Source organism: Dactylosporangium cerinum (assembly GCF_042653625.1).
In the GTDB taxonomy this organism is placed as follows: Bacteria; Actinomycetota; Actinomycetes; order Mycobacteriales; family Micromonosporaceae; genus Dactylosporangium; species Dactylosporangium cerinum.
Genome location: NZ_JBHSIU010000018.1, coordinates 415176 through 437420 on the forward strand (window position 1 = coordinate 415176; position 22245 = coordinate 437420).

Genomic DNA, 22245 nt, shown 5'->3' on the forward strand with positions numbered 1-22245 from the left:
GGTCACGCCTCGGTCGGCTCGGTCACCGAGACGTCGCGCTTCCAGTTCTCCAGCTCCACCTTGATGGACTCGATGGCGACCGCCGCGTTCGCCGCGTCCATCGCCGGCAGGGCCTGGAACTCCGAGACCCAGCACCGTTCCAGGGTGTACGAGAGGACCTTCTGCCCGGCCTCGTTGAAGACGTCGACGATGAGGTCCTTGCGGAACTTGGCGAGCGAGATCGGGTTCTCCACCGAGTGGACCAGGCCGGCCCAGGCCTCGAACGTCGTGTCGTGGGTGACGCCGCGCTCGAGCGTGACCGCCTCGTACTTGGTGATGCCTGGTGACTTGCGCTCCCGCGACGGGTCGGCGCCGTCGCGGTGCACCACCGGCGTGGTGGTCCGCTTGAGCGCGCTCATCTTCGACAGGCCGGCCACGTACTCCCCGTCCACTTTGACCCGGAACATGAATGTCTTGTACGGGTCGTGGCGCTGGGCGTTGGCGGTGAACTGCGCCATGGGGTCAGCCCTCCAGCTTCGAGATCTGGGTGATGGTGATGACGACGAACTCGGCCGGTTTCAAGGGGGCGAACCCGACCAGCACGTTGACCCGGCCGAGGTCGATCTCCGACTGGGGGTTGACGGTCTCGTCGCAGACCACGAAGAAGCTGTCGGCCTCGGACTTCAGCGCGCTCTGCTGGAACGCGCCGGCCTGGAACAGCCCCCGCATGAACGTGCCGACGGCCAGGCGCAGCTGCGCCCACAGGTCCGGGTCGTTCGGCTCGAACACGGCGAACTGCGTGCCCAGGTACAGCGAGCTGGCGATGAAGTCGGTGATCCGGCGCACCGGGACGTACTTGTGCTCCGATGCCTGGCTGTCGGCGCCCTTGAGGGTCCGCGCGCCCCAGACGACGCTGCCGGCGCCGGGGAACGTCCGCAGCACGTTGATCCCGCGCGGGTTGAGGTCGCCGGAGAGCCCGTCGTCGGTCGGTTTGGCCAGGCCGGAGATCCCGGCGATGCCGGCGCTCAGCCCGGCCGGCGCCTTCCACACCCCGCGGGCCGCGTCGGTGCGGGCGATCACCCCGGCCACCGCGCCGGACGCGGGGAGGCTCACCGTGACCGGCAGCCCGCCCGGCGGCTGCTCCACGACGGTCACCCGGGGGTAGTAGATCGCGCCGTGCTCGCCGAGTGCGGCCAGCGGCCCGACGTTCGCGTTCTCCACCGGCCACGCGTCGGTGGTGTCCACGATCAGGAACGCCCGCTCCTGCCGGCAGTACGCCAGGGCGGTGGACAGCGCGGCACTGTTCGCGCTCGTTCCGGCGTCCGCCGGGTCGGTGGCCGGCAGGCTCGGCAGGCAGAGCAGGTTGAACCGGGGGAAGTCGAGGGAGCCCAGGGCGTAGATGCCGCCGGTGCCGCTGGCCGGCACCAGGTTGGCGGCGGTCGGGTCGACGTCGGTGCCGCCGCCGAACCCGCGCTCGGCGCCCGCCGCGGTCGGCACCGGCCGCAGCGCGGCCGCACCGGACGCCTCGGTGCCGCCGGCCGCCAGGCCCATCGTCAGCGTGGCGGCCGCGTCGCCGGACGGCGCCGTGTGCACCACGACCGACCGGTCCGCCCCGGCCGTGCCGGTGGTGGTGAGGACGAGGTTGTTGGCGCCGTTGAGGCTTGCGGTGACCGGCAGCGCGGCGGCGGTGGCGGCGGTGTTGATCGCGGTGACCACGTCGGCCCGGGCGACGTTCGCGGTCGCGCCGGACGCGACGGTCAGGTCGGTCACCGGGCCGTAGTCGACGGAGACCCGTAGCACGCCGTTCGCGGCGCCGAGGCTCACCTGGGCCGGCAGCGGGTTCTTGCCGGTCGAGGTCGCCTGGCTGGTGCCCGCCACCGCGGTCGCCGGGCCGGTGACCCGGGCCAGTTTCGAGCCGGGCAGGACCTTGCCGACGTACCGGGGATGCTTCGGCGCCATCGACAGGTTCGCGAACGTCTCCTCGGCGACGACGACCGAGCCGCCCGGTCCGCTGTCCGCCGAGCGCTGCCGCAGCACGAGCGTGAACAGGTCGGCCGGGTTCGCCGTGCCGGCGTGGTCGACCGCCACCTCCAGGCCGACGCTGCCGATCCGGTTGGCCCACGCGCCCGACCCGTTCGCGGTCAGCACGAGCACGTCGGCCGGGGTGGCGTTGCGCAGCGTCGTCGTCGCCTCGGCCGCGCCGGAACCGGCGGCCCGGACGATCAGCGCCTCGACCCCGCCGTTGGCGAAGAAGAGGTTCACCGAGTGGCCGAGCGGATGCGCCGCGTCCCACGGCGGGCCGAACGTCCGCACGTACTCGGCCATCGACCGCACCTTCGTGGGCCGGTTCACCGGTCCCTGGCGGGCGGCGCCGACGAACGCGGTCACGGAGGTCGAGACGCCGACGATGGTGCGCGCGCCCGACGGCACCTCCTGGACGTATACGCCTGGATATGTGGTCTGGACCGGCATCGGCTTCCCTCCAGCCTGCGCGTGGCGCGGCCCGCGGTCCGGGTCGGCCCGGACAACCACATTGCGCCGGTGCCGTCACCGCACCGTCACCGCGCAGTCACCGCGCCTGTTCTGCGTCCAGTTGCCGACAGCACCCGAACCGAGTGCCCGCCTGCTGCGTAGATACAACTTTCGAGGTCAGAACGGTGACACCGCGCCCCACGCAGGTACGACATGGTGGGCGGACGGACACCGGACCATCCGCTCGCGGGGAGCCGTCCATGACCAGTACGCCCGTCCTAACCCTGGAACTGCTGTCGGCCTTCGCGCTGCGCCGCGACGGCGTCCGGCTACCGGTGCCGGTGGCCGTGGAGCGGCTGCTGGCGTACGTAGCGCTCAGCAACCGCCGGGTGTCGCGGGCCCGGGTCGCCGGCGCGCTCTGGCCGGACGCCGACCCGGCCCGCTCCACCGGCTGCCTGCGCACCGCCCTGTGGCGGCTGCGCCGGGTCAGCGACGGCGTCCTGCTGGTGACCGGCACCGATCTGACCCTCTGCCCCGACGTCCGGGTCGACGCCCTGGAGTCCTTCGCCGCGATCAAGCGTCTGCAGGCCGGGGAGCTCGCACCCACCCTCCCCGGCTGGCTCACCGCCGACCTGCTCCCCGACTGGTCCGATGAGTGGGTCGTCGGCTGGCGCGGCCGCTGGCGCATGCTCCGCCTGCACGTGCTGGACCAGCTGGCGGCGCGGCTGGAGACCGCCGGGCGGTACAGCGAGGCCGTGGACGTCGCGCTCGCCGCCCTGCAGGACGAGCCACTGCGCGAGAGCGCCCACCGCAGCCTCATCTCCGCCCACCTGGCGGCCGGTAACCGCGCCGAGGCGGTGCAGGCCTACCGCAGACTGAGCCACCTGCTGGACAGCGAACTCGGCGTCGCGCCCTCCCCGGAGATCATCCACCTGGTCGCCCAGGTGAAGCTGCCGCGCGCCGACGCCGCGCGCCGGATCGTTGGCGGATGATCCGGCTGCGGTGCAGACTTGCGTGGTGCTCCGCTTCGATCTGTGGACCCGCGCCGCCGGCCGCGTGGTCGTCGCCCTGCAGGGGCAACTGGACGACGCCGGCATCGACGTGTTCCACCAGGCGTTCGCCGCCGCCCTCACGGTCTACCCGAGCGACCTCGTCTTCGACCTGACCGAGGTGACGTCCGCCGACGCGGCGGCGCTCGCCGTGCTCGTCACCGCCTGCCGGATCGCCCAGCGGATCGGCTGCCGCATCGCGCTCAGCAACCCCGACAGCGGCATCGCGGAGCGCCTGCGCCACCGCGGACTCGCCGCCGACCTGATCAGCGGGCAATCACCAGCAGACGGTCAGGGGTCCGGCGGCCCACGCCGGGGCTGACGCGCACGTCGTGCAGGCCGCACTCGCGCAGCACGTCGCGGAGCTCGGGCTCGGTCCAGGGGCGCATGGCGAAGCTGTAGTGCGACTCCCGTTTCCGCTCGCCGGGACGGTCCAGCTCGTAGGTCTCCTCGACCGTCAGCCGCCCGCCGGTCCAGGTCGTGCGGGCGACGAACGTCAGCCGGCCGCCCTCGTCGAAGTGGACCTCGCGGGACCGGGCGACGCCGTCGGCGCGCAGCCGGGACGCCTCCGCCTCGCGAACGTCGAGGAACAGCACGCCGCCCGGGGCGAGGCAGCCGGCCAGTGCCCGCACCGCGGAATGACGCTCCGCATCGTCGAGCATGTCGTTGAGCACGCCGCGGCAGGTCACCGCGTCGTAGGCGGTCGGCATCCGCAGGAGGCACAGGTCCGCCAGCTGCACCCGCGAGCCCGGGCACCGGGCGGCGGCCTGGTCCAGCAGGTGGGCGGACGCGTCCACCAGGTCGACGCGGTGCCCCTTCGCGATGAGACCGGCGGCATGCCGGCCCGTGCCGCAGCCGGCGTCCAGGATCGTGGCCGGCGACCGCCCGGAGCCGGTCAGCTCGTCGTGCACCGTGTCCACCCAGGGCTCCACGGGGTCGGTGACCAGCAGGTCATACGCGTCGCCGTGCAGCGCGTAGAACGGCCGTTTCGAGCTCGTCCGTGCCGAAGCCGAAACCATCGCACCACGGTATCGCTCAGACGGGCACGCGGTGGACCCAGCCGTCGGGGTCCGCGGCCCGGCCGCGCTGAAGGTCGCGAGCCGGCGCTCACTGGACCGGCCGGCGGAGGCGCGGCAGCGCTGCCGGGACGCGCTGGACAAGGCGCGGCAGGGCGGGTTCCGGCTCCTGGAGGCGCACGCCCTCGCGGCGCTCGGCGAGGACGCGCGGGCCCTGTACGACGAATGCGGTTACGTCCGCGAGTGAGAGCCCGCAGGCGCCGTTGCTCGAACGGCGCCCACGGGCCGACGTGGTGTTACTGCGGCAGCGTGAACTTCTGCGCGTTGTTGCCGTTGCAGTCCCAGATCTGCATCTGGATGCCCGGTGTCGTCGACCCGTTCGGGTCGTCGAGGCACTTGTTGGACGCCGGGTTGTAGTACGTGTTGTCGGCGCGGTGGATGAAGACCTGGGCCCCGGTGCTGTTGCAGTCCCAGATCTGGACCTTCGCGCCGTTGGCGGTCGAGCCGCCCGAGACGTCCAGGCACTTACCGAACGCGCGCAGCGTGCTGCCCGCCTCGACGTAGGTCCACTGCTGCGCGCCGGTGCCGTTGCAGGTCCACAGCTGGACCGGGGTACCGCTGGCGCTGTTGGAGGAGCGGACGTCGAGGCACAGGCCACCCGGGCCCTTGACGGCCTTACCCGTCGTGGGCGGCGGAGTGGTGCCACCGCCACCACCGCCGGACGTGTACGCCGCGACGTAGTCGATGATCATCGGTACGCCGGAGACGGTGGAGGCGAAGGGGCCGCCGCCGAACGCGGCCGGGAAGCCGCCGCCGATCGCCACGTTGAGGATGATGAAGAATCCGTGGTGCGTGGCGTTGTTCCAGGTGGTCGCGTCGACCTGGTTGGCGTTGATGGTGAAGAAGTTGTTGCCGTCGAGGTACCACCGGATCTGCTCCGGCGACGTGCTGCGGTCCTGCTCGATGGCGTAGGTGTGGAAGCCGGTGTTGCAGCCTCCGCAGGCACGCTCGCCGCTGCCGATGCCCGTGGTCTCGTTGCACGGGCCACCCGGGTTGGTCCCGCAGTGCAGGGCGCCGAACACTGACGGACGGCCGTTGATGTTCTCCAGGATGTCGATCTCGCCGATGCCGGGCCAGCCGGTCGCGCCGGTGCCGCGCGCCGCCGCGCCCAGCATCCAGAACGCGGGCCAGTAGCCGGCGCCGTTGGAGGTGTTGACGTTCGGCTGCTGGATGCGGGCCTCGACCCGCAGTTTGCCACCCGCCGGGGCGGCGAGGTTGGTGCGCTGGGTCTCGATGCGGCCGCTGGTCCAGTTTCCGGCGCCGTCGCGGATCGGCTTGATGTTGAGGTTGCCGCCGCCGTCGAGGTAGACGTTCGCCGTGCTGTTCGTCATGTTCTCGATCTCGCCGGTGCCCCAGTTGCCCGCGCCGCCGGGGTATCCGTGGCCGAGGTCGTAGAGCCAGTTTCCGGTGTTGACGCCGGTGTTCGCGGCACCGTTGAAGTCGTCGGCGAAGACCTGGGTCCAGCCGCTCGGGGTGGGCGGCACCGACGCGCCGGCGTCGGGCAACGCGGCGATCGAGGCGCCCAGCAGGGCGACCGCGGCGCCGGCCAGGAGTGACAACCGCCGTGTGCGACTGTGTTTGATCTGTGCAGTTTCCACGAGGATGACCCTTCGTCGAAGGGAAGGTGGCCTGGGGGTGGCCGATGGCGGACAGCAGATGCTCGCGCCCCACGTTGGCGGACGTGAGAGCGCTCTCAGCATCGTGGCCACTGGAAAGATTCTTGTCAATAAGCAAGTTGCCTGTTGATTTCTGTGCGGGCCCCGGACACGGAACATCGCCCCGGCACGAGCAGCCGGGGCGATGTGGGAGATCCGTTCAGCAGGGGCCGTTGCAGGCGAGGACCTTGAGCCGGTCCAGCGCCCCGTTCCACTGGTTGGAGTCGCCGGCGAACGGGCCGGTGCTGGAGTACTGCCAGAACGACCAGGTCGGAGCGCCCGCCGGCAGCGTGCCGGGGGTGCTGCTGTAGCGGGCCAGCCACAGCGGCGAGTTGGCCCAGAAGCCGCTGTAGTTGCCGGTGCAGGTGACCCACCAGTCGGTGGTCGTGTAGATGGTGGCCCAGCGACCGGTGCGGGTGTGGTACTGGTTCAGGAACGCCCGGATCCAGCTGACCATGCCCGACTGGGACAGGCCGTAGCAGGTTGCGCCGTACGGGTTGTACTCGATGTCCAGGGCGCCGGGCAGCGTCTTGCCGTCCTTGGACCAGCCGCCGCCGTGGCCGACGAAGTAGTCGGCCTGGGCCGCGCCACCGCCCCCGTTCGGGATCGCGAAGTGGTAGGCGCCGCGGATCATGCCGACGTTGTACGAGCCGTTGTACTGCTGAGCGAAGTAGGGGTTGGTGTAGTACGTGCCCTCGGTGGCCTTGACGTACGCGAACCGGGAGCCGGCGTTCCACTGCGCCGTCCAGTTGACGTTGCCCTGATGGCCGGAGACGTCCTGGCCGTAGGTCACGGTGGCCGCCGAGGCCGGGCTGCCGATCAGAGCGGTGGTGACCAGGGCGGCCGCCAGGGACAGGGCTGCCAGTGCGCCGAGCCGTCGCTTGGACACGGGTGCCTCCTTCAAGCCGGGGTTTGGCAGATAGCTTCGCCGATTAGCTCACGGCCGTCGGAAACTTTCAATAGGCAAGCGTCGAACTCTGCGAGAAATCTACAGTGACTCAGATCGATAGACAGGCCCCCCTGAGCAGGTGTAGCGTGCCCCGCTGCAAGAAGTTTACGAGCTTCGATGATCGGCGTGAATCAGCAACGGGAGGCGCCCATGTCCCGAATCACTCGCCGCGGCGTCCTGCGTGGCGCCGTCCTGCTCGGCGGCGCCGCCACGCTGCTGGGCCCCGCCGACCCGGCGTGGGCGGCGGTCGAGCAGCCCACGATTGCCAACTGCGGCACCTGGGGCGCCCGGCCGCCGTCCCGCCCGCTGACCATCGACCAGTACCGGCCGAACAAGATCATCGTGCATCACACGGCGATGGCCAACTCCACCGACTACTCGCAGGCGCACGCGTTCCAGAACTCGCGCGACATCCAGGACCTGCACATGGACACCAACGGCTGGCTCGACAGCGGCCAGCACTTCACCAACAGCCGCGGCGGCTGGCTCACCGAGGGCCGCAACGGCAGCCTGTACGCCCTCCTGCACGGCCAGACCATGGTCCAGGGCTCACACTGCAAGGGCCAGAACGACCAGGCCATCGGCATCGAGAACGAGGGCACCTACCTGACCGGGCAACCCCCGGCCGCCCTGTGGAACAGCCTCGTCGCGTTCTGCGCGTTCACCTGCCGGCAGTACGCCATCCCCGCCACGGAGATCTACGGCCACAAGGACTTCAACGTCACCGAGTGCCCCGGCCTGCTGCACGACCGGCTCCCGGAACTGCGCGCGGCCGTGGCCGCGGCGATCGCTGTCGCCGCAAGCGGAAGTGCTGGAACGTCGCGGCCATGAACAGCCACGTCGAGGACAGCACGACGTAGAGCAGCACGGTCCCGAACGGCAGCATCAGGCACGCCGCGGTGACCAGCAGCGCCGCGGCGGCCAGGATGCTGAGCCGGGCCCAGCCGCGGTCACCGGCATCCTTGTGCACCCGGCCGAGCAGGAGCAGCAGGGCCAGCCAGGACACCATCGACAGGCCGAACCCGACGCCGTGCAGGTTGCCGTGGGTGCTCACGGTCTCCGGCAGGCCGGCCGGAGCGCCGGCGGGGAATCCGTTGGACGGGTCGAGGGTGAAGAGGCCGGCGATGATCTGGCCGAGCCCGTCGAGGGCGAGCAGGATCGCGGTGGCGGTGCCGAGGCGGCCGCCGACCGCCTGCCGGAGACCGGTCGCGGCGACGATGTTCAGCAGTCCCATGACGACGAAGTTGGTCTGCTGGATCGGGCCGGTGTCGCCGATGCTGAGGTAGCTGAAGGCGTGCCTGGTCAGGTCCAGGCCGGGGTTGAACGGCATTTGGAGGTAGCTGACCGCGAGGAACAGGACCGGGGAGACGACCCCCGCGAGCAGTCGTCCGGAAACGGTGGGCATCTGCATACCTTTCAGGAGGGAGTGAGAAGGCCGGCGAACCCGCGGATCGCCCGTTCCAGGGCCGGCATCGCGACGTTGTGGCCCTGCCCGGGCAGGGTGGCCCGCTGCCCGGCGGGCAGCCGGTCGGCGAGTTGGTCGGCCGCCAGGCCGGTCGCCTTCGAGCTCTTGCCGCCGTCGAGGACGAGGACGGGCACCTCGATCCGCGCCCAGGGGTCGCGGTCCAGCGGCCGGCCCTCGATGGTGTCGCCCATGACGGCGATGTCGGCCGGCAGCGTGTGGGCCACCGCGGTGAGGTGCTTCCAGAACGGCGCGAGCCGCATCAGGGCCACGACGGGCGCGGGAGCGCCCATGCCCCTGGTCATGAACCAGCGCACCGCGGCCGACCGCTGGTCCGCGGCGACCAGGCGGTCCAGGTGCTGCGCGAAGCCGGCCGGTGGGAGGGGGCCGGCGGCGCTGAGCACGAACGGCGGCTGGTAGACGACGACGCCGCGCGCGGGCACCCCGGCGGCAACCGAGCGCAGTGCGAGGACACCGCCGGAGGACATGCCGAAGATCAGCGGGTCCGCCCCGGCGTGTCCGGTCACGGCGGCCAGATCGCCGACCTCAGCGATGACCGACGCGGGACCGGACGCGGTGGGCCCGGGGCCGCTGTCGCCCCGGCCGCGCCGGTCGTAGCCGTAGACGGTGAACGTGTCGGAGAGCCGGTCGGCCAGGTCGACGAAGCCCTTCCACCGGCGGTAGCTGAACGCCCCGCCGACCAGGATGAGCGGCGGCCCGGATCCGATGACGTCGACGGCGATCGTGGTGCCGTCCGGTGATCTGACCTGCGTGGTCATGGCGCGCATGGGTGTCCCCTCACTGCTGCGTGGTGGCGGCTGGTGTGTAGATCTGGTACGTCACGCCGCTGTCGAAGGTCTCCTGGGACGCCAGGGACAGCCCGACCGGGGCGGTGCCGGCCTCGAAGAGGTGCTTGCCGGTGCCGACGACGATCGGGTGGACCAGCAGGTGCAACGCGTCGACGAGGCCGGCCTGCAGCAGGTGGCGGGTCAGGGTGCCGCTGCCGTTGATGGCGATGGTGCCGCCTTCGGTGCGCTTCAGGGCGGCGACCCGGGCGGCGACGTCGCCCGACAGCACGCTGGCAGGGCCCCAGCCGGGGTCGGTGAGGGTGTCGCTGGCGACGTACTTGTGGGTGCCGTTGATGAAGTCGGCCAGCGGGTAACCCTGCTGGGCGGGCCAGAACGCCTTCCATTCCTCGAAGGTGCGCCGGCCCATGAGCAACGCGTCGACACCCTCGGTGGCTTGGCTGATCACCCGGGCCACGTCGTCGGTGGCGTACGGGAAGTGCCACTGCTGCGGGGCGTCGACAACGCCGTCGACGGAGATGAAGAAGCTGGCGGTGATGCTACGCGTCGCGCCGCGGTCTGTGTTTGTCACACAACTACGTCGATCGGGCCGCGGGGGTTTCGACATCGCCGGCGCCCGGGTGTTTTCTGCCACGCGCCGAGGCGTCGTGTCGAAAACCGGTCTCCCCGAACGACGTGCCTTGTAAGGACGTCGTGGCAAGACGGATGCAGCAAGGAGACGCACGGATGCGATTTCTGATCATGAGCAAGTCGAACGACCACTTCGAGGCCGGCGGCCTGCCCGGCCCCGCGCTGATGCGGCGGATGGGCGAGTTCCTGCGGGAGGCCTCGGCGGCCGGGGTGCTGCTGCAGGCCGACGGCCTGCTGCCCAGTTCCTACGGCGCCCGGATCTCGGCCCACGACGGCCGGATCAGCGTGACCGACGGGCCGTTCGCCGAGGCCAAGGAGATCGTGGGTGGGTTCGCGTTCATCGACGCGCGCAGCCTCGCCGAGGCCAGGGAATGGGGACGCAGGTTCGCCATCGCCCACGACGGCGAGTGCGAGGTCGAGGTCCGGCAGGTGACCGGCCCCGGTGGCCCCGGAGACGCGACGGGAGGCCCGAGCTGAGCGAGCCGACGCCCGTCGACCACGCGATGGTCGAGAGCCAGTGGCGCATCGAGTTCCCCCGGCTGGTTGCGGCCGCGCACGCCGTCCTGCGCGATCCGGGCATGGCCGAGCAGGTGGCGCAGGACGCGTTCGTGGCGGCCCTGGAGCAGTGGCCGTCCGGCGGCGTCCCGGACCGGCCCGGGGCCTGGCTGATGACGGTGACCCGCCGCATCGCGGTCAGTCAGCTCCGGCGCGACGTCGACCTGGACGCGAAGTACGAGCGCGTCGCCGAGCAGGCGGCGGCGAGAGAGGACATTGCGTTGGAGGACCTCGCGGACGGCCACATCGACGACGACATCCTGCGGCTGGTCTTCGTGTGCTGCCATCCGTCGCTGGGACGCGACGCACGCATCGCGTTGACGCTGCGGCTGCTCGGCGGGCTGACCACGCAGGAGATCGCCCGCGCCCAGCTCGTGCCGCCGGCCACGGCCGGCCAGCGGGTCGCCCGGGCCAAACGGACCATCAGGGACGCCGGTCTCGCCTTCGAGAACCCGACCGGCGCCGAGCGGGTCGATCGGCTGCCCGCGGTCCTGGAGGTCATCTACCTGATCTTCAACGAGGGCTACGCCGGCACCTCCGGCAGCGGCTGGACCCGGCCCGACCTGGCCGGTGAGGCGTTGCGGCTCGGCCGCATGCTGGTGCACCTGCTGCCGACGGCCGCCGAGGCGCACGGCCTCCTCGCGCTGATGGAACTCAGCGCCTCCCGGTTCCGCGCCCGCAACGGCCCGGACGGCCCGGTCCTGCTGGAGGATCAGGACCGGATGCGGTGGGACCGGCTGCTGATCCGTCGTGGCCTCGACGCGCTCGCCACCGCCGTCCGCTTGGGCGGCGGCCCGTACACGCATCAGGCCGCCATCGCCGCCTGCCACGCCCGGGCGCGCACCGTCGAGGCCACCGACTGGCCGCGGATCGCCCGGCTGTACGACGCCTACCTGCGCCGCCACCCGGGTCCCGTGGCCGAGCTGAACCGCGGCATCGCCCACTGGAAGGCGTACGGCAGCGCCGCGGCGCGCGAGATCCTCGTGCCGCTGCTGTCCGATCCGCGGCTGGCGAACTACCCGTACCTGCCCGCGGCGCTGGCCGAGATCGAAACCGCCGACGGCAACACCGGTGCGGCGATCACCCTGCTGCGCCGGGCGATCGCGATGACCGACAGCGCGGCCGACAAGGCGATCGTGACCAGGAAACTCCAGGCGCTCGACCGGACGGCCGGCCGTGCGAGGAACGAGGATCGACACCGATGACCATCCGCACCCGGCTCGCCGGCGCCCTGCTCGTCGCGGCGCTCGCCGCGATCCTCACGCAGGACGCGCTCCGCGAGGACCTCTCGCCGATCCGGCACTTCATCAGTCACCTGTCGCTGGGCCGTTGGGGCCTGATCAACTGCGCCACGCTCACCGCGGCCGGCCTCGGTGTCTTCCTCCTGCGGGCGCACCTGCGTCGCTTCGACGCGGGCCGCTGGCCCGGACGGTGGGCGGCCGTGACCGGCGGCGGTCTGGTCATCGCCGGCCTGTTCGTCACCGACGCGCCGCCCGCCACCAGCTATCCCGAGGCGTTGACCTGGCACGGCCAGCTCCACGACGTCGGCGGGGCACTGACCTTTCTGGGCCTGTTCGCGACGGCCTGGGTCACTCGGCGCCTCCCGTACCGGCCCGGCGGTCTGCTGGTGGCCGTCATCGTTGCCGCCGCCTGGGTCGCCGCCAGTGTGCTGGCGGGCATCGCGTTCACCGGCGAGCCCCCGCGCGCGCTGCCGGCCGGCCTGGCCGAGCGGATCGCGTTCTTCGCCGGCGTCGGCTGGCTCGTCCGGCTCGCCTTCACGACGCCCCAACCGTCGACCGGCGGCCGGGCGGCACCGTCCCGGCCGGTGCCGGCGAAGTAGTCCGGTGTCCGCGGTACGGAGGCCGGGTCCGATGCGGACCCGGCCTCCGTGGTGTGCGGCGACCGTCACGGGATGAGCAGCCACCGGCCGTCGGAGCCCGGCGCCGCCATCGCGGCGGCGTAGAGCTCGGCGGCCTGCGTGAGGGGCCTCGTGGCAGCGATCCGGATCGGCGCGTGGCCTTTCGCGGCGAGGCCGAGCAGGTCGGTCAGGGCTGCGCCGTCGGGCCGGGTCAGAACCGTGCTGACCGTGACACCACGCTCGGCCGCCACCGCTCGACCCGGCTTCACGCCGACGAACCTGCCCCCGTCACGCACCGCCGCCACAGCGTCCTGCTGCAACGCACCGGCGTCCACGACCGCGTCGTAGGCCGCCGACGGCACCTCGGCGATCACCGAGGACGCTCCCGCGTCCAGCGCGACGGTCTCGGCGCCGGGCCGCACGAGCGCGTCGACCTCCCAGCCGTCCCGCACACCGAGGGCGATGGCCCAGCTGCCGACGCCGCCCGCTCCCCCGGTCACCAGCAGCCGGCCGCGGCCATCGCCGAGCAGATCCAGCGCCTGCCGGGCGGCGAGGGCGCTCAGGGTGACGGCCGCGGCCGCCTCCATGGTGAGCGTGTCGGGGACGGGCGCGAGACTCGTCGCCGGCACGACCACCTCGGACGCGTGGGCCCGTGCGCCGGCGGTGACGTCGCCGTGCAGGCCTGCGACGCGGTCGCCCACCGCCACTCCGGCGACGTCCGAGCCGATTTCGGTGACCGTGCCGCTGAAGTCGAAGCCCAGGCCGACCACGTCCGGCAGGCCCAGCATGGCGTGGTCGGCGGCGGCAGCGGCGTCGTACAGGGTGAATCCGGCGGCGGTCACGGCGACCCGAACCTCGTCGGGGCCGAGCTCGCGCGGGTCGAGCTGCTCGACGCGCGGGGTCGGGTCGCCGGCACGGGAGATCAGGGCTTGCATGGCGTTTCTCCTTCAGGAACTTGTTGGTCACCCCACTGTCGGTGACATACTCTCCGTTGGGAAGTAGGCACTTTGGAGTGCAGAGCGCACCTGGAGGTTCGTTGTGACAGCGTCGGAACCAGCCCCGGCGGAGGCGTGCTACGACGCCTTCCAGCAGGGTTGCCCCAGCCGCCGGCTGATCGAGACCATCGGCGACAAGTGGGTGAGCCTGGTCGTCGTGGCGCTCGGACTGCGCGGCCCGCTGCGCTACTCCGAGCTCTCCGCCCAGATCATGGGCGTCAGCCAGAAGATGCTCACCCAGACGCTGCCGCGGGCTGGAGCGGGACGGCCTGATCACCAGGACGGTGACCCCGACCATGCCGGTCCGCGTCGACTACGAACTGACGCCGCTGGGCCGCTCGCTGCTGGACGTCCTGGCCCACGTCAAGGACTGGGCCGAGCGGCACATGGGTGACATCGAGGCCGCCCGGTCCCAGCACGACGCGATGGCCGGCGTGTAGCGGGCCGCCACCGCTGGGCTGTCGTGCTGGCGGACACAGTCCGGGCCGCGGCTCCTCGCGGAGGCACTGAGACCGCTGCGCGACGGCAAGCATCAACAGTTCGAAGGTCAGGCCGACCGCGCGCTTCCAGGTTTCGTGTTCGCTCGCCCGCCGGACAGGATCCATCGCGGGCATACATTGGCAGGCGCGGTGCCCGCTGAGCGTCGAGTTGCCCGGCGGCTGGCGGGCATAGGGGTGGGCGATGCCGGTGGAGTTGCGGATGCCGGCGCTCTCGATCAGGACGTGGTGTTTCGAGCCCGCTCGGGCACGATTGACCGGGCTCGGGCCGCTATCGGGCCGCGTCACGCCGCACCCACATGGGGGGAGTCGATGACCGCCCCGCGACCAGTCTGCTTCCCGGCGCCCTGCAGTTCAGCGACGAGGGCGGCGTTGTCCCTGGCGACGCTCAGGGGTCACGCGCCGAGGATTCGAGCCTTCTGCTGCTCGAACTCGGCCTCGGTCAGCACACCTTGCGCTTTGAGTGCACCGAGCTGCTGGAGCTGCGCGAGCCTGTCGGACGTGTCGTCGCCGGAAGCGTATTCGGCTCGGTCCTGTGCCTGTTCCTGCGCCGCCCACCGGCCAGCCTGCCGCCGGGAGACCCGGTTGGACACGGCGGTCGCAGTGCCGGCAACCACGGTCGTGCGCGCGATGCCGCGAAGTAGTCCTGGCATGTTTCAGCGTCCTCCTATCGGCTGGCTTCGGTGTCGATGCGATCGACGGACGCAAGCAGCGCCTGCACCGGGACTCGTCCACCCGCGACAAGCTGGCCGCCGCCCCGGCGCATCGCGGCAGCCAGCGGCCCGGCCCACCGGTTCTCGTACACGAGGATCGCCGCCGTGCTGCCCGGGCTGAGGACGTCGGCCGCCTCAGCGAGGTCGTCCGCGTCGACAAGCCCGGTGGTGACGCCCTCGAACATCAGCAGATCCAGCGTGCCGTCGTGGTCGAGATCGGTCAGTTCCAGCCCGTCGACCGCGCCGTCGTCGCGCTTCCTGACGAAGACGAGATCGAGAATCCTGATGATCCCGCGATCGACCAGGTCGGCAAGCAACGGAAACCCTTCGCCGGTCAACCGGCCCTCCGGAAACTCCACTACCAGGTAGTCGACCGGTCCCATCTCATCGAGATCCCGCATGGGCAAACCATGACGCTCCGCGCCCGTGTCCGCGTCATCCACACCGGGTGATCGCACCAGCAGGCGCTACTTCTGACGACCTGTGGCAGCGCCCTTGCCGGCGAGGGCGGCTTTGGCTTCCTGACCGGCTCAGGCGAGCGTCTAAAACTAGACCTGAGCGTTCCCGCCATCGACGAAGAATTCGGCGCCGGTGATGAAGCTGGCGTCGTCGGAGGCGAGGAACGTGACGGTCTTGGCTATTTCGTCCGGGCGGCCCAGACGTTTCATGCTGACACGCGAGGCCAACACCTCCATACCCTCAGGTTGGCCGGGGAGCATCGCCGCCCCCTCGGGGTGGCCGGCGAGCATCGCCGTGCCGACCGGGCCCGGGCTGACCACGTTCACCCGGATGTCGCGGCCCTGGTCATACAGGTCCGTCGTCCAGGTGCGGGCGAACGACCGCACCGCCGCCTTGGTGGCCGAGTAGACGCCCTGGGCGGGGTAGCCCTTGATGGAGACAACGGAGCCGGTCAAGATGATCGTTCCGCCGTCGGGCATCAGCGGCAGGGCCTTCTGCGCGGTGAACAGCGTGCCCTTGACGTTGGTGTTGAAGGCGCGGTCGATGTGCTCCTCGGTGATCGAGCCGAATGGGACCCGATCAAGGGTGGCGGCGTTGGCGAAGACGATGTCGACGTGTCCCTGTTCCCGGCCGATCTGCTCGTAGATCCGGTCGAGGTCCCCGGGCTTGGAGACGTCCCCCTGGATGGCGGTGACGCCGGGTCCGACAGACGCCGCCGCAGCGTCCAGTTCAGGCTTGCGGCGGCCGGTGATGTAGACCTGGGCGCCCTCCCGGGCGAACTCTCTGGCGGTGGCCAGGCCGATGCCCGTGCCGCCGCCCGTGATGAGGGCGACCTTACCGTCCAGTTTCCCGGGCATGATGTTCCTCCCCCGTCGCTGAGCTGGCCTGAAACTGCCCATGTACCCTGCTGATGCCCGGCCACACCAGCCGGAGCGCGTGCAGAGACACTACGAACTCGCCGTCCACGCCCCGCCGGCAACTCGGGTCGCCGCGGTGTTCACCGAACTCGCCCAAACGATCTGACCGCGGACCCAGCACGGGTTCAACGCGTCCATCGATCCCACAACGCAACTGTGAGCCCGCCGTGTCGTTCATGTCGGGGTTTCTGGCGAGTGGCTGTGGGTAGGTCCGTGGCTGTTCCGGGGCGTGTCGATCCGTCAGTGCCCTTCGAGGTTGCGTTGTGTCACAGCAGGGGACGGACATGGCTGGATCAGTGAATCCCGACCGCTCTGAGTGGGACGTCGTTGTGGTCGGTGGCGGGCCGGCGGGGCAGACCGCGGCGCTGTACGCCACGCGGTTCTCGGGACTCGACGCCGTTGTCGTGGAGTCCGAGCGGGTCGGTGGCGACTGCCACTTCTGGGCGTGCATCCCCAGCAAGGCGATGCTGTCGCCGGTACACCAGCTTTCAGCCGGACAGGACGTCGCGGGTGTCAAGGAACTCGTGACCGACCGGCATCTCGACGTGCCCAGCGTCCTGCGTCGCCGTGACGCGGCGAACGACCACCTTGACGACGGCGACCAGGTGGCCGGCATGCTCCGTGCGGGCGTCGACGTCCTGCGCGGGCGCGGCGGGTTGTCCGGCGAGCGGACCGTCGTCGTCCGCGACGCCGACGGCCGCGAGCGCACCATCACGGCGCGGCACGCCGTGGTGCTGGCCACCGGCAGTTTGCCGCGCATCCCGCCGGTACCAGGCCTGCGGGAGGCGCGGCCGTGGTTCTCCCGCGACGCGACGAACATCCACGAGGTGCCGGACCGCGTGCTGGTGCTCGGTGGCGGCCCGGTCGCGTGTGAGGCCGTGACCTGGCTGCGGGCCTTCGGCGCCAGGAACATCACGGTGGTGGAGCGTTCACCGCGCCTCCTCGCCCGGGCTGAGCCGTTCGTCGGTGACGCTCTGCTGGCAGGGTTCCGCGGCGCGGGCGTCGACGTGCGCCTGGAGCAGCGGGTCGAGCGCGTCGAGCGGGCCGAGGTCAACGACGCCGGCCCGGGTCTCATCCACGGTGGACCGATCATGGTGCGCCTCGACGGAGGAGATGTGCTCACCGTCGACGAGGTGCTGGTCGCGGCCGGACGCGTATCCGCCGGCGTCGACCTGGGCCTGCAGACCGTCGGGCTGGCCGCTGGCGAGTTCCTGTCCACCGACAGGCACATGGCGGTCAAGGACGTACCCGGACAGTGGCTCTATGCCGTCGGCGACGTCGGCGGGCCGGCGTTGATGACGCACATGGGCAAGTACCAGGCCCGTGTCGCCGGTGAGGTCATTGCAGCGCGGGCTGCCGGACGTCCGCTCGACACCGAACCGTTCAACCGGCACACCGATGCAGTGCGGCCCGGGCGGGTGCCACAGGTCATCTTCACGGACCCAGAGGTGGCGATGGTCGGTCTGACCGAACAGGCCGCCCGCGAACAGGGGTTCGACGTCGAGGTGGTTGAGTCCGACTTCGGCGACGTGGACGGCGCCTTCCTCGCGCAGGACACCTACCACGGCCGGGCGAAGCTCGTGGTGGACGCGCGGGCCGACGTGATCATCGGGGCGACCTTCATGGGCATCGGCATGGCCGAGATGCTGCATGCCGCGACCGCAGCGGTGGTCGCCGCGACGCCGATCCCCACGCTGTGGCATGCGGTACCAAGCTTCCCCACGGTCAGCGAAGTGTGGCTGCGCCTGCTGGAAGCGCTCGACGAGGCCCGGCAACGCCAGCTCGTCGCCGCATAGCCGTGAAGCGTCGCCCGACACCGCGACCGTCCGGTGCGGCCGGGCGGTGCGGCCGGGCGGTGCGCTCTCCGGCATCATGCAGATCCTGCCTGGACCTCATCGGCAACGTCCCGTTCGTCGCGGTGGTGCTGACCACCACATCGCTGGGCGTCGTGGTGGCATTGCTCGCGTCGCTGGGCCAGACGAATGCGACGTTCGGGCAGCTGACCCTGCTCGGTTCGTCGCTGGGCGACATCGGCTCGGTCGTGCTGTTGTCGCTGCTGTTCCCTGCCGGAAGCCAGACGTCCGGCGTCCGCGTCCTGCTGCTGGGATTGTTCACGGTCGCCATGCTGGCGGTGACGGTCGCCGGCCGGGTCGCCGTCATGGTGGCACCGTTGACCCGCCTGTTCGCGCCGCTGTATGGCGGCGCGGCGCAGGTGCGTGTCCGCGCCGCCTTCGCGCTCCTCGTCGGGTTCGCCGCACTGGCCGCGGCGCTCGGGTTGGAAGCGATCCTCGGGGCGTTCGCCGCTGGCTTGACGGTATCGGCAGCGTTCCCGAACCTTGCGCGGCGGGTGTGCGGATCGTCGCCCGTGGGACACTGGTGCGGAAGCACGCGAAGGGAAACGATGGACCAGGCAGACGAACGTCGGCGCGATGCTGAACGGACCCGCCGGGAGATCCTGGACGTCGCCACACGGGAGTTCGCCGACCGCGGATACGACGGGGCGCGCGTGGATGAGATCGCGGAGCGGACCCGCACCACCAAGCGGATGATCTATTACTATTTCGGCAGCAAGCGGCAGTTGTACGTCGAGGTCCTCCAGCGGGCCTACGCGCGCATCCGCGAAGCTGAGCACCAGCTGAACCTCGATCATCTGCCGCCGGCGGAGGCGATCCGCCGGCTCGCGGAGTTCACGTTCGACCATCACGAGGCGAACCCGGACTTCATCCGGCTCGTCAGCATCGAGAACATCCACCGTGGAGAGCACATCGCGCAGTTGGACAGCCTTGCGGCGCTGAACAGCCCGGCGATCAAGCTGATCGAGCAGATTCTCAAGCGGGGCCGCGCTGACGGGGTGTTCCGCGATGACGTCGACGCGTTCGACGTGCACCTGGCGATCAGCGCGTACTGCTTCTTCCGCATCGCCAACCGGTACACCTTGACCGCCATCTTCGAACGGGATCCGGTCGATCCGGGCACGCGGGATCACTACCGGCGGCTGCTCGGCGACATGATCGTCTCGCATCTGCTGGTCGGTGGTTCACAGCAGTAGCTCCTGCCCGTCGTGGGCCACGTCGACCGGCGCCGGGCCAGCCGCGAACGGGTTGGTGTTGTTGAGGTGTCCGAACAGGAAGCGGACGCCGGGGTGGTGGCGCAGTTCGGGCAGGGCGTCGGCGATCGGCAGGTGGCCCATGTCGCGCGGGGTGCGGGTCAGCCCGGCCGCGCGGGCCGGCTCGTCCTCGGTGCTGAAGGTGCCGTCGAGCAGAGCCACGTCGGCGCCGGCGAGGAAGGCGTCGAAGGCGTCTGTCCAGGTCGGCAGGCAGGTGGCGTACACGAACGACCGGCCGGTCCGCTGGTCGAGCAGGCGCAGTGCGCTGACCCAGGCGTCGCCCCGGCCGGGATCGGCGTATCGGGGGCGCTTCGCCCCGACGGTCAGTGCGTGGACGGTGAGGCCACCGTCGAGGGTGAGCGGCTCGCCGGTCAGCTCGTGCAGGTGCAGGTCGGTGTAGCGGCGCAGGATCGGCACGGCGGGCAGTGCCGCAAGGATGGTCGGCGTCGCGTAGACGTCCAGGCGCTCCGCCTCGCGCAGACCGAACAGGCCGATCGTGTGGTCGAGCTCGGCGGTGGTGAGCAGCACGCCGCGGATCGGGGTGTCCCGCCGGCCCGGGCCCGGGTCGAGGTCTCCGGTCGACAGCAGCTGCGTGCGCAGGTCGGGCGAGGCGTTGATCAGGTACCAGGCGGTGCCGTCGCCGGTGACCGCCACACCGTCCTGGGTGCGGTTCGCGCCGCTGCGACGGGCGGTGGTGCAGCCGTCGCAGGCGCAGTTCCATTGCGGCAGGCCGCCACCGGCTGCGGAGCCGAGGATCCGGACTCTCACCGTGACCGCCGCGGGACCGCCGGGAGGCGGACCGGCGTGCCGGCCGCGCCGCGGACCCGGTCGTGGTGCGGCGACAGGTGGCAGGCCGGGTCGGTCGCGGCGGCGTCGCCGGTGAGCTGGAAGGCCTGGCAGCGGCAGCCGCCGAGGTCGGCGTCACGCAGCGCGCAACTGCGGCACGGCTCGGTCATCCAGGCGGTGCCCCGGAAGGCGTTGAACAGCGCCGAGTGCTGCCAGGCGTCGGCCAGGTCGGTGGTCCGTGCCGACGGGGTCGGCAGGCCCAGCTGCCCGGCGGCGAGGCAGGGCAGCAGGTCGCCGTTGGGCGCGACGACCAGCTGGCGGCTTCCCCAGCCGTTCATGCAGGGCTTGGCGCGCCCCGTGTGGTAGTCGGGCTCGACGTAGACGATTTCGATCCGGTCGCCGTGCCGGCGGTGGACGTCGGCAGCCGCGGCCGCGGCCCGCTCGACCTGTTCGTGGGTCGGCATCAGGGCGGCGCGGTTGCGCAGTCCCCAGCCGTAGTACTGGGTGTGGGCGAGCTCCAGCCGGTCCGCGCCGAGGGCCACGGCCAGTTCCGCGATGCCGGCGAGGCGGTCGGTGTTGCCGGCGTGCAGCACGACGTTCACGGTGAACGGGATACCCAGGGTCGTGACGAGGGCGGCGGCGGCGAGCTTGCGGTCGTGGAACCGGCCGCCGGCCACCCGGTCGGCGGCGTCGGCGGTGGCGTCCTGAATGGACAGCTGCAGGTGATCGAGGCCGGCCGTTGCCAGGGCGGCGAGCCTCGCGGCGGTGAGCGGGATGCCGCTCGTGACGAGGTTGGTGTACATGCCGAGACTGCTGGCGTGCCGGACGAGCTCGGGCAGGTCCGGGCGCAGCAGCGGCTCGCCGCCGGACAGGTGCACCTGCAGGACGCCGGCGGCGCGGGCCTGATCGAGCACGCCGGTCCATTCGGCGGTGGTGAGCTCGGCCCGGTACGCCGCGAGCTGTACCGGGTTCGAGCAGTACGCGCAGTGCAGCGGGCAGCGGTACGTGACCTCGGCGAGCAGGCCGGTCGGGCGTGGGTGACGTCCGGTCCAGGTGGTTGCCCCGGCGGCGCCGCCCGCCAGGGCGCCGCCGGGACGTTCAGGGCCTGCCGCGGGAACGACGGTCAGCAACCGGCGGTCGCTCAGGTCGGCGAGGAACCGCTCGACGTCGGCCGGTGCGACATCGTCGTAGTCGTGGGCCAGCCGGACGACGATGCCGTCCAGGTCATGGCGGCCGTCGCAGGCCCGCACGATGTCGGCGGCGACCGGGTCGAGCAGCAGGACGCCCTCGGGATACAGCAGGCAGTCCTGGCCGCGGACCGGGTCGTGGGCGAGGCGGACGCCACGGCGCAGCGTGAACGCGGTCATGTGGTCGCCGCCGCGTAGTCGACGGCGTCGAGCATCGCGTTGAGCACGTCGCACTTGAAGCGCAGCGCTGCGAGCGCGGCGTGCTGCTGTTCGGCGGTCGTGCAGTGGGTGAGGACCAGGTCGAGGGTGGCGGCGCTGTCGGTGCGGGCCACCGGGATGCGGGTCTCGAAGTAGGTCAGGCCGTCGGGTTTGATCCAGTCGTAGTGCCGCTGCCAGGCCTGCAGCCGGTCGGTCATGAGGTCCGGCGAGAAGAGTTCGGTGAGTGCTGCGGCGACGGCTTCCGTCCACGGCCGGGCGAGGCAGAAGTGCAGGTATCCGTCGACGGCGAACCGCACGCCGCGCAGCACGTGCCGCTCGTCGACGACCTCGTCCGGGGTCAGTCCGACCGCAGCTGCGAGGGCGAGCCAGTCGGCCAGTCCCCCGCTGCCGGGCCGGGTGCCGTCAGAGGTGCCGTCAGAGGTGCCGTCGGGGCTGCCGTCGTGGAAGGTCACCCGCGGCAGCCAGGCCCGTCGGACCTCCGGCAGCGGGCAGTTGGCGATGATGGCGGCGTTCTTCTGGGCCAGGCACCGCTGGTAGTACCAGCGGTTCGCCACCCAGGAGCGGATCTCGTCCGGGGTGCACCGCCCGGCGTGCAGGCGGACGTGGAACGGGTGCCGGTCCCAGTAGTGCGTGCCGAGGCCCCGCAGGGCCTCGGCGAACGCGTCGCGGGTCAGCACGCTCAGCGGTGCTGGCGCAGCCACGGGTCACCCGCGCCGGAGTAGGCCGAGACCTCGGGCCGTGTCTCGAGGCACTCGACCCCGCGGTGCGGTCCATTGGCGACGGTCCGGCACGGCGGTCGAGGTGGCGGCGGTCTGGTCGATGCCTTTCATGATTGCTCCTAGGTCCGCTAGACGGTGCATCAGAGCCACTGAATG

At 71.4% G+C, this 22245-nt stretch carries 25 protein-coding genes; 10 read left to right on the forward strand and 15 right to left on the reverse strand.

The window, feature by feature from the left end:
- Positions 1–2: 2 nt before the first annotated feature.
- The gene (locus ACFPIJ_RS17480) at positions 3–497 is read right to left on the reverse strand and encodes a phage tail protein (protein ID WP_380116098.1); all 495 of its coding nucleotides are present in this window, start codon (positions 495–497) and stop codon (positions 3–5) included.
- A 4-nt stretch (positions 498–501) separates the two neighbouring features.
- Entirely contained in the window at positions 502–2451 is a 1950-nt protein-coding gene (locus tag ACFPIJ_RS17485) for a phage tail sheath family protein (RefSeq protein WP_380116099.1), read from the reverse strand.
- Between the two features lie 260 nt (positions 2452–2711).
- Between ACFPIJ_RS17485 and ACFPIJ_RS17490 the strand changes: the two genes are divergently transcribed.
- Entirely contained in the window at positions 2712–3443 is a 732-nt protein-coding gene (locus ACFPIJ_RS17490) for an AfsR/SARP family transcriptional regulator (RefSeq protein WP_380116100.1), read from the forward strand.
- A 25-nt stretch (positions 3444–3468) separates the two neighbouring features.
- A complete protein-coding gene (locus ACFPIJ_RS17495; RefSeq protein ID WP_380116102.1) occupies positions 3469–3822 on the forward strand; it encodes an STAS domain-containing protein in 354 nt (117 codons plus the stop codon).
- Here the strand turns inward: ACFPIJ_RS17495 and ACFPIJ_RS17500 are convergent.
- Entirely contained in the window at positions 3767–4519 is a 753-nt protein-coding gene (locus tag ACFPIJ_RS17500; protein WP_380116103.1) for a class I SAM-dependent methyltransferase, read from the reverse strand. The genes ACFPIJ_RS17495 and ACFPIJ_RS17500 overlap by 56 nt on opposite strands.
- Positions 4520–4550: 31 nt before the next feature.
- On the opposite strand from ACFPIJ_RS17500, the gene ACFPIJ_RS17505 reads away from it, so the two are divergent.
- Positions 4551–4763, forward strand: coding sequence for a hypothetical protein (locus ACFPIJ_RS17505; RefSeq protein WP_380116105.1), 213 nt, complete (start codon positions 4551–4553; stop codon positions 4761–4763).
- 49 nt (positions 4764–4812) lie between these two features.
- Here the strand turns inward: ACFPIJ_RS17505 and ACFPIJ_RS17510 are convergent, their stop codons facing one another.
- The gene (locus ACFPIJ_RS17510; protein ID WP_380116107.1) at positions 4813–6135 is read right to left on the reverse strand and encodes a ricin-type beta-trefoil lectin domain protein; all 1323 of its coding nucleotides are present in this window, start codon (positions 6133–6135) and stop codon (positions 4813–4815) included.
- Between the two features lie 256 nt (positions 6136–6391).
- Positions 6392–7120, reverse strand: coding sequence for a lysozyme (locus ACFPIJ_RS17515; RefSeq protein ID WP_380116109.1), 729 nt, complete (start codon positions 7118–7120; stop codon positions 6392–6394).
- Positions 7121–7330: 210 nt separating this feature from the next.
- On the opposite strand from ACFPIJ_RS17515, the gene ACFPIJ_RS17520 reads away from it, so the two are divergent.
- Positions 7331–8011 (forward strand): peptidoglycan recognition protein family protein, encoded by a 681-nt coding sequence (locus tag ACFPIJ_RS17520; RefSeq protein WP_380116111.1) that lies wholly within the window; start codon positions 7331–7333, stop codon positions 8009–8011.
- Here the strand turns inward: ACFPIJ_RS17520 and ACFPIJ_RS17525 are convergent.
- From ACFPIJ_RS17525 to ACFPIJ_RS17535, 3 genes are read right to left on the reverse strand one after another with little or no spacing between them, the layout of a single operon-like run.
- Positions 7902–8585 carry a DUF998 domain-containing protein gene (locus ACFPIJ_RS17525; protein WP_380116113.1) on the reverse strand — a complete coding sequence of 228 codons (684 nt, stop codon included), beginning with the start codon at positions 8583–8585 and terminating at the stop codon, positions 7902–7904. The genes ACFPIJ_RS17520 and ACFPIJ_RS17525 overlap by 110 nt on opposite strands.
- A gap of 11 nt (positions 8586–8596) precedes the next feature.
- Entirely contained in the window at positions 8597–9421 is an 825-nt protein-coding gene (locus ACFPIJ_RS17530) for an alpha/beta fold hydrolase (protein ID WP_380116115.1), read from the reverse strand.
- A 19-nt stretch (positions 9422–9440) separates the two neighbouring features.
- Positions 9441–10019: a dihydrofolate reductase family protein gene (locus tag ACFPIJ_RS17535; protein WP_380116116.1), complete on the reverse strand. Its 579-nt coding sequence runs from the start codon at positions 10017–10019 to the stop codon at positions 9441–9443.
- A gap of 155 nt (positions 10020–10174) precedes the next feature.
- Between ACFPIJ_RS17535 and ACFPIJ_RS17540 the strand changes: the two genes are divergently transcribed.
- From ACFPIJ_RS17540 to ACFPIJ_RS17550, 3 genes are read left to right on the forward strand one after another with little or no spacing between them, the layout of a single operon-like run.
- Positions 10175–10555: a YciI family protein gene (locus tag ACFPIJ_RS17540; protein ID WP_380116118.1), complete on the forward strand. Its 381-nt coding sequence runs from the start codon at positions 10175–10177 to the stop codon at positions 10553–10555.
- Between the two features lie 26 nt (positions 10556–10581).
- Positions 10582–11838 (forward strand): RNA polymerase sigma factor, encoded by a 1257-nt coding sequence (locus ACFPIJ_RS17545; RefSeq protein WP_380116120.1) that lies wholly within the window; start codon positions 10582–10584, stop codon positions 11836–11838.
- A complete protein-coding gene (locus tag ACFPIJ_RS17550; protein ID WP_380116121.1) occupies positions 11835–12473 on the forward strand; it encodes a DUF998 domain-containing protein in 639 nt (212 codons plus the stop codon). Before ACFPIJ_RS17545 ends, ACFPIJ_RS17550 begins: the two co-directional genes overlap by 4 nt.
- A 65-nt stretch (positions 12474–12538) precedes the next feature.
- Here ACFPIJ_RS17550 and ACFPIJ_RS17555 read toward each other — a convergent pair whose 3' ends face one another.
- Positions 12539–13426, reverse strand: a complete 888-nt coding sequence (locus ACFPIJ_RS17555; RefSeq protein WP_380116122.1) for an alcohol dehydrogenase catalytic domain-containing protein — start codon at positions 13424–13426, stop codon at positions 12539–12541.
- Between the two features lie 344 nt (positions 13427–13770).
- On the opposite strand from ACFPIJ_RS17555, the gene ACFPIJ_RS17560 reads away from it, so the two are divergent.
- On the forward strand, positions 13771–13926 hold the full coding sequence (locus ACFPIJ_RS17560; protein ID WP_380116124.1) for a winged helix-turn-helix transcriptional regulator: 156 nt from the start codon (positions 13771–13773) through the stop codon (positions 13924–13926).
- A gap of 452 nt (positions 13927–14378) precedes the next feature.
- Here the strand turns inward: ACFPIJ_RS17560 and ACFPIJ_RS17565 are convergent, their stop codons facing one another.
- The 3 genes from ACFPIJ_RS17565 to ACFPIJ_RS17575 all read right to left on the reverse strand — a co-directional run bounded on the left by ACFPIJ_RS17565 (position 14379) and on the right by ACFPIJ_RS17575 (position 16012).
- On the reverse strand, positions 14379–14576 hold the full coding sequence (locus ACFPIJ_RS17565; protein WP_380116126.1) for an SHOCT domain-containing protein: 198 nt from the start codon (positions 14574–14576) through the stop codon (positions 14379–14381).
- 74 nt (positions 14577–14650) lie between these two features.
- Entirely contained in the window at positions 14651–15097 is a 447-nt protein-coding gene (locus ACFPIJ_RS17570) for a DUF6325 family protein (protein ID WP_380116127.1), read from the reverse strand.
- Positions 15098–15244: 147 nt separating this feature from the next.
- Positions 15245–16012, reverse strand: a complete 768-nt coding sequence (locus ACFPIJ_RS17575) for an SDR family NAD(P)-dependent oxidoreductase (RefSeq protein ID WP_380116129.1) — start codon at positions 16010–16012, stop codon at positions 15245–15247.
- A gap of 344 nt (positions 16013–16356) precedes the next feature.
- Between ACFPIJ_RS17575 and ACFPIJ_RS17580 the strand changes: the two genes are divergently transcribed.
- Together ACFPIJ_RS17580 and ACFPIJ_RS17585 are read left to right on the forward strand one after the other, a co-directional pair.
- Positions 16357–17868 carry a dihydrolipoyl dehydrogenase family protein gene (locus ACFPIJ_RS17580; protein WP_380116131.1) on the forward strand — a complete coding sequence of 504 codons (1512 nt, stop codon included), beginning with the start codon at positions 16357–16359 and terminating at the stop codon, positions 17866–17868.
- Between the two features lie 122 nt (positions 17869–17990).
- Positions 17991–19121: a cation:proton antiporter domain-containing protein gene (locus ACFPIJ_RS17585; RefSeq protein WP_380116133.1), complete on the forward strand. Its 1131-nt coding sequence runs from the start codon at positions 17991–17993 to the stop codon at positions 19119–19121.
- Here ACFPIJ_RS17585 and pqqB read toward each other — a convergent pair.
- From pqqB to pqqC, 3 genes are read right to left on the reverse strand one after another with little or no spacing between them, the layout of a single operon-like run.
- Positions 19110–19946, reverse strand: coding sequence for a pyrroloquinoline quinone biosynthesis protein PqqB (gene pqqB / locus ACFPIJ_RS17590; protein ID WP_380116136.1), 837 nt, complete (start codon positions 19944–19946; stop codon positions 19110–19112). The two genes, ACFPIJ_RS17585 and pqqB, sit on opposite strands and share 12 nt — an antisense overlap.
- On the reverse strand, positions 19943–21331 hold the full coding sequence (gene pqqE, locus ACFPIJ_RS17595) for a pyrroloquinoline quinone biosynthesis protein PqqE (protein WP_380116138.1): 1389 nt from the start codon (positions 21329–21331) through the stop codon (positions 19943–19945). The genes pqqB and pqqE overlap by 4 nt, the downstream gene beginning before the upstream one ends.
- On the reverse strand, positions 21328–22071 hold the full coding sequence (pqqC, locus tag ACFPIJ_RS17600) for a pyrroloquinoline-quinone synthase PqqC (RefSeq protein ID WP_380116139.1): 744 nt from the start codon (positions 22069–22071) through the stop codon (positions 21328–21330). Before pqqC ends, pqqE begins: the two co-directional genes overlap by 4 nt.
- Positions 22072–22245: the final 174 nt, after the last annotated feature.

Bases quoted from the DNA above. Each gene is read 5' to 3' on its own strand.
- ACFPIJ_RS17480 (WP_380116098.1), bottom strand. From the start codon at position 497: ATGGCGCAGTTCACCGCCAACGCCCAGCGCCACGACCCGTACAAGACA.
- ACFPIJ_RS17485 (WP_380116099.1), bottom strand. From the start codon at position 2,451: ATGCCGGTCCAGACCACATATCCAGGCGTATACGTCCAGGAGGTGCCG.
- ACFPIJ_RS17490 (WP_380116100.1), top strand. From the start codon at position 2,712: ATGACCAGTACGCCCGTCCTAACCCTGGAACTGCTGTCGGCCTTCGCG.
- ACFPIJ_RS17500 (WP_380116103.1), bottom strand. From the start codon at position 4,519: ATGGTTTCGGCTTCGGCACGGACGAGCTCGAAACGGCCGTTCTACGCG.
- ACFPIJ_RS17520 (WP_380116111.1), top strand. From the start codon at position 7,331: ATGTCCCGAATCACTCGCCGCGGCGTCCTGCGTGGCGCCGTCCTGCTC.
- ACFPIJ_RS17525 (WP_380116113.1), bottom strand. From the start codon at position 8,585: ATGCCCACCGTTTCCGGACGACTGCTCGCGGGGGTCGTCTCCCCGGTC.
- ACFPIJ_RS17530 (WP_380116115.1), bottom strand. From the start codon at position 9,421: ATGACCACGCAGGTCAGATCACCGGACGGCACCACGATCGCCGTCGAC.
- ACFPIJ_RS17540 (WP_380116118.1), top strand. From the start codon at position 10,175: ATGCGATTTCTGATCATGAGCAAGTCGAACGACCACTTCGAGGCCGGC.
- ACFPIJ_RS17545 (WP_380116120.1), top strand. From the start codon at position 10,582: ATGGTCGAGAGCCAGTGGCGCATCGAGTTCCCCCGGCTGGTTGCGGCC.
- ACFPIJ_RS17550 (WP_380116121.1), top strand. From the start codon at position 11,835: ATGACCATCCGCACCCGGCTCGCCGGCGCCCTGCTCGTCGCGGCGCTC.
- ACFPIJ_RS17555 (WP_380116122.1), bottom strand. From the start codon at position 13,426: ATGCAAGCCCTGATCTCCCGTGCCGGCGACCCGACCCCGCGCGTCGAG.
- ACFPIJ_RS17570 (WP_380116127.1), bottom strand. From the start codon at position 15,097: ATGCGGGATCTCGATGAGATGGGACCGGTCGACTACCTGGTAGTGGAG.
- ACFPIJ_RS17575 (WP_380116129.1), bottom strand. From the start codon at position 16,012: ATGCCCGGGAAACTGGACGGTAAGGTCGCCCTCATCACGGGCGGCGGC.
- ACFPIJ_RS17580 (WP_380116131.1), top strand. From the start codon at position 16,357: ATGGCTGGATCAGTGAATCCCGACCGCTCTGAGTGGGACGTCGTTGTG.
- pqqE (WP_380116138.1), bottom strand. From the start codon at position 21,331: ATGACCGCGTTCACGCTGCGCCGTGGCGTCCGCCTCGCCCACGACCCG.